Origin of the sequence: Halomonas sp. AOP7-E1-9 (assembly GCF_052376035.1) — a bacterium.
GTDB classification, from domain to species: Bacteria; Pseudomonadota; Gammaproteobacteria; order Pseudomonadales; family Halomonadaceae; genus Vreelandella; species Vreelandella citrativorans.
In genome coordinates, this window is the sequence record NZ_JBQSVC010000096.1 from 1 (window position 1) to 503 (window position 503).

Here is a 503-nt window from a genome sequence, read left to right on the forward strand (position 1 = left end):
TAAGTGCTTCTGCATAAATTATCGCGCATAATAAACAAAGGTCCATCAGAGTAAAACTCAGAACCATGTCTCGGCGCTTACGTTTCGTTTCTTTAACACCTGGCCAGCAACGTATCTTAAATGAAGCCTACCAATACGGCGAAAAGAGAGCACTACGTCGTCGGGCTCACGCAGTTCTGCTCAACCACAAGGGCCATACGATTAACCAGATTCGCGATATTATCGGGGTTAGGCGCGATACGGTATCGACCTGGTTATCCCAATGGGAAGCAGACGGTATTGAAGGTCTTCAAGACAAGCCTCGCCAAGGACGCCCGCACCTCCTCAGTGAGAGCGATCTGGCTGTGTTAGAACAACTGGTTGAAGAGTATCCCCATCAATTGCCTGTCCTCCATGCCAGGTTTCAGGAGCAGACAGGTAACGTCGTCAGCCAGGACACGTTGCGGCGCGCGTTAAAAAAAAGGCTATAGCTGTAAGCGGGTACGCCGCTCATTGAGGGCACA

1 pseudogene is annotated in these 503 nt (G+C 50.5%); it reads left to right on the forward strand.

Features of this window, described 5'->3' with window-relative positions:
- Positions 1–65: 65 nt before the first annotated feature.
- Positions 66–503: pseudogene (locus ACT3R4_RS18460) on the forward strand (helix-turn-helix domain-containing protein); the annotation flags it as partial.